Origin of the sequence: Gracilimonas sp., assembly GCF_035704785.1 — a bacterium.
Classification (GTDB): domain Bacteria; phylum Bacteroidota; class Rhodothermia; order Balneolales; family Balneolaceae; genus Gracilimonas.
In genome coordinates, this window is the sequence record NZ_DASSWP010000077.1 from 1 (window position 1) to 3,779 (window position 3,779).

The 3,779-nt window shown below is 42.3% G+C and carries 7 protein-coding genes; 4 read left to right on the forward strand and 3 right to left on the reverse strand.

Going from position 1 to position 3,779, the window contains the following annotated elements; translation table 11 throughout:
* The 4 genes from VFM80_RS04375 to VFM80_RS04390 all read left to right on the forward strand — a co-directional run.
* On the forward strand, window positions 1-439 hold a 439-nt coding region (locus VFM80_RS04375; protein ID WP_395069931.1), incomplete at its 5' end, for an APC family permease.
* Complete coding sequence (locus tag VFM80_RS04380; protein ID WP_395069933.1) at window positions 432-1,376, forward strand: universal stress protein; 945 nt, start codon at window positions 432-434, stop codon at window positions 1,374-1,376. The genes VFM80_RS04375 and VFM80_RS04380, both read left to right, overlap by 8 nt.
* A gap of 106 nt (window positions 1,377-1,482) precedes the next feature.
* Window positions 1,483-1,749 (forward strand): CopG family transcriptional regulator, encoded by a 267-nt coding sequence (locus tag VFM80_RS04385; RefSeq protein ID WP_395069935.1) that lies wholly within the window; start codon window positions 1,483-1,485, stop codon window positions 1,747-1,749.
* A complete protein-coding gene (locus tag VFM80_RS04390) occupies window positions 1,739-2,104 on the forward strand; it encodes a type II toxin-antitoxin system VapC family toxin (protein ID WP_395069937.1) in 366 nt (121 codons plus the stop codon). Before VFM80_RS04385 ends, VFM80_RS04390 begins: the two co-directional genes overlap by 11 nt.
* A 162-nt stretch (window positions 2,105-2,266) precedes the next feature.
* Here the strand turns inward: VFM80_RS04390 and VFM80_RS04395 are convergent, their stop codons facing one another.
* From VFM80_RS04395 to VFM80_RS04405, 3 genes are all read right to left on the reverse strand, one after another.
* Window positions 2,267-2,719: a HesB/IscA family protein gene (locus tag VFM80_RS04395; protein ID WP_395069939.1), complete on the reverse strand. Its 453-nt coding sequence runs from the start codon at window positions 2,717-2,719 to the stop codon at window positions 2,267-2,269.
* Window positions 2,720-2,756: 37 nt separating this feature from the next.
* Window positions 2,757-3,455, reverse strand: coding sequence for a helix-turn-helix domain-containing protein (locus tag VFM80_RS04400; RefSeq protein WP_395069941.1), 699 nt, complete (start codon window positions 3,453-3,455; stop codon window positions 2,757-2,759).
* Between the two features lie 80 nt (window positions 3,456-3,535).
* Window positions 3,536-3,779: NAD(P)H-dependent glycerol-3-phosphate dehydrogenase (locus VFM80_RS04405; RefSeq protein ID WP_395069943.1), on the reverse strand; the 244-nt coding region annotated here is incomplete at its 5' end.

Below are 3,779 nucleotides of genomic sequence, written 5' to 3' on the forward strand. Positions count from 1 at the left end.
TTTTGCCATAGCCTTTTACTTAAATGGACTGGGGGAATATTTATCTCAATTTTTACCCTTAACCGCATTCTGGGGTGCTGTAATTGGCGGAATACTATTAACCATTTTAAATGTAATTGGGGCTAAAGAATCGGGTCGTACCCAGATAGTTATTGTTCTGATTCTGTTTGCCATATTAGGCACTTTTAGTGTAATGGGCGTATTTCATATTGATGCAGCTAAGTATGACCCCTTCATGCCTTTTGGTTTTGACTCCATCTCCGCCACTACAGCCTTAGTCTTTGTTTCCTTTCTTGGATTTGTTAAAATTGCTGCTGTTGCCGAAGAGATCAAAAACCCTTCAAAGAATTTACCGCGGGCACTGCCGGAGCTCAAAGAAAATTGGAAAGAGCTCGGTTTCGGAATGGACTCCTGCTATCCGTGCTTTGAATGTGAATGAAGGTCGCAAAGTGGTGACCGCTTTAGCGAATCCAAAACATGAAAAAGCCTTGCTTACTGTGTCTCAACTCATTGCCACAGGCAAAGAAGAAGGCGGACATGTTACCGGCTTAAATATGCTAAAAGTTCCTTTTCAAACTCCTGTCTCTACCGTAAATCGAATGCTGGAAGAACAAGAACCTGTTCGTGAGAGTATTGAAGAGATCAGTAAAAAATCGCAACAAGAAACCGTTAATAAAAAAGGTGCTAAAACACTTGCATCTACTACTTTTGAGTCGGCAACGGCAGCTTTTCATGATATTTTCAAAGGATTGATCTCAGAAACCGAAGATCGACAAGCCGATATGTTGGTGATGGGCTGGCAAGGCGGATTTAGCTTAGGCCGAATCTATAACACATCTGTACAAAAGGTCATTAAGAATTTAAAAGCAGATCTATCCGTATTAAAAGATCGTGAGCTGGATGAGATCAACTCTGTGGTAGTTCCCTGGGGCGGTGGGTTGCATGCACGATTAGGTATGGAAATCGGGCTTCGTATTGCACAGGCCGTGGGAGCGAATTTAAGAATCCTTCGCTTGGTTAAACCGGGCATAAACCTCAAAGATGAAGAAGAAGAACTGCGAAAACGCATAAGACCTTTGGCCGGAGACTTCGAAAGGTTGTCTATAATTGTGAAGAAATCTACTGATGTTACAGGTGGAATTTTAGAAGAGCTTGAGGAAAATCAGGATGATCTGCTGATCATTGGTGCTTCCCACGAATGGGGCATCCGAAACGTGCTGTTTGGAACCATACCCGATATCATAGCTGATCGTGCTCCTTGCTCCGTTTTAATGGTTCGCCGTTGTGTGACGGAAGACTGGAAATTGAAAGCTGCTGAAGGTGTCAAAAGAGTTAAAGAGCAGTTGGGCATGACCTCTTCTCCCGACAATAATTAACTCCCGGGTTCCCTATACCTTGTTTCTATTCCCTAAATAGTTACTCAATTTGAGCAACATACTTAAACGATGTATATTATATACATCATATTTAATGGAGAGAACCATGATACGCACGCAGATCTACCTAACCGAAGAAGAAAAGAAAGCCATCGAAAAGCTTTCCGATGAACGAGGTACCACCCAAAGTAACATCATTCGGGAGGCGATTGATGAGTATGTGGTCAAGGAAAAAGCAAAGCCCAAGAAAAAATCCATCATGGATTTTGCCGGCATTTGGAAGGATAAAAAAGATATTCCTGATGTACGTGAAATGAGGGAAGGCTGGGGAAGACGTATGAAAAGATTAGGTTTAGATTCAGATGATAGTTGATACAAATATCATTATTGACTTTTTGAAAGGCCGTGAGGAGGCAAATAGATTCATCGAAGCTCATAAACCTATCACTACTTCTGTAGTTGTAGTTTCTGAATTATTTGCAGGAGTTAAAAGTAAAAATGAAATGAGAGAGGTAAGAGAGTTTCTAACTTTTGTTGAATTGGTTGATGTAACAGAAGTAATCGCGAAAAATGCCGGTTTACTAAGACGGAAATATTTAAAGAGTCATGGAATAGAAATTCCGGATGCACTTATCGCCGCAACTGCCAACTACCTGAAAGTACCGGTAGCCTCTCTCGACAAAAAGCATTTCTCCGTCTTGACTGATGATCTCATTGTTCCGTACTGATTTTTAAGAAGCTCAGCGATTATTTTCAAAAGTTGAGAATGAGATTCCCGCCTTCGCAGGAATGATCTATAGTAGGTTATAAACTTAATTTACAGAGAAGTTTCTCTCCGTGCCAACACACCGTCATCCCCGTGAAGACGGGGATCCTATTGTATTTAGTGATCAGATCGCGAAAGAAGTCCCACAGCCACAATTCTCAACGGCATTGGGATTATCGAAAGTAAAACCACGCGCATCCAGTCCATCGGGATAATCGATCTGCATTCCCTCCAGATACATTAGGTGCTTGGGCGCTACGATAATCTCCATCCCATGACTTTCAAATATCTTGTCTTCATCAGTGCGATGATCTAGACCAAGTTTGTAGCTCAGGCCTGAGCAACCACCACCATCCACAGCCACGCGCAGGTATAAATTCTCATCAAGGCTCTCTTCATTTTTGATCTTCTCAATCTGTTTAGCCGCCCGTTCGGTAAGAGTTACAGGCTCGCCGGTCAGCTCATTTTTTTGGTAGTCGTCTTCCGTGATCGGTTGTGGCGTGGAAGAATCTACTTCTTCGTCCACATCGATCAGTGAGGATATGACATCATCTAAATTTTCTTCTTGAACACTCATATTGCTTATCGCTCCCTTTATTTAGAACGAGTCAAAATTACGAAGTTTTATGGGAAAATGTGTAATGCGTTACGCCATCTTTTTCAAACAGGTCAAGTACGCCGGCACTTACCAAATTCACCAAAATTTTAGCCGCCCGATAGGTCGTTACGCTTATCAGCAGCGAGAACCTTTTAACGGTGATATCACCATATTCATTCAAAAATCGGAAAAGCTGCTGTTCCTTTTCACCGTACTCAAAAGTCACACCCTCATCCGAAGAATTTTGCTTAAGCACTTCAATGTACTCATCACTGGCTACCACGCTTTCATCATCAACTCGCACATATACTTGCCGGTATTTCTTTCCCTTAACATAGATGGGTTTTGTCTGCGCTTCAGGAACTTTCACCATAAGTACATCCCTCTCGCCGGTATTCACTAATTCGATGGTAATTGAGGTCGGTGGGATACATACTTCTTGTGCAGCTTGATTTAGCCAAAATTCCTCTTCATAATAACTTTCCACCCCAATGATCTCCCCGTTATCCTCCACGCCTATCAGCAGGGTTCCGCCCTTAGTGTTTGCAAAAGCGGCCATTTCGCGTGCGATTTTTTCCGGGGAAGCCACGCTGTGCTTAAATTCGAGAAAACTGCTTTCCCCGGTTTGAATTAGATTCTTAAGATCAGACCTTGTCAGCTTAGATACTTTTACCGTATCAGAATACTGCATGTAGAATTCAAACTCGTCTTCCATCGTAATAAGGGTTGCGAGTTACGCGTTTCGTGTTGCAGGTTATTCTCTTGTAACCTGCAACACGAAACCCGAAACCCGATTTACATTACAATTTCATTTTTAGGATCGCGGGTCATTAAATGATACAACGCATCTCTGGGGTCAACATTATCAAATAAGACACCATAAACTGCCTTTGTGATCGGCATTTCCACCTTGTTCTTTGTGGCCCAATCATATACCGATTTGGTAGTTTTGACACCTTCTGCCACCATATTCATGCTTTTGATAACATCATCAAGCTTTTCTCCTTTACCAATGCGATATCCCACCGAACGGTTCCGG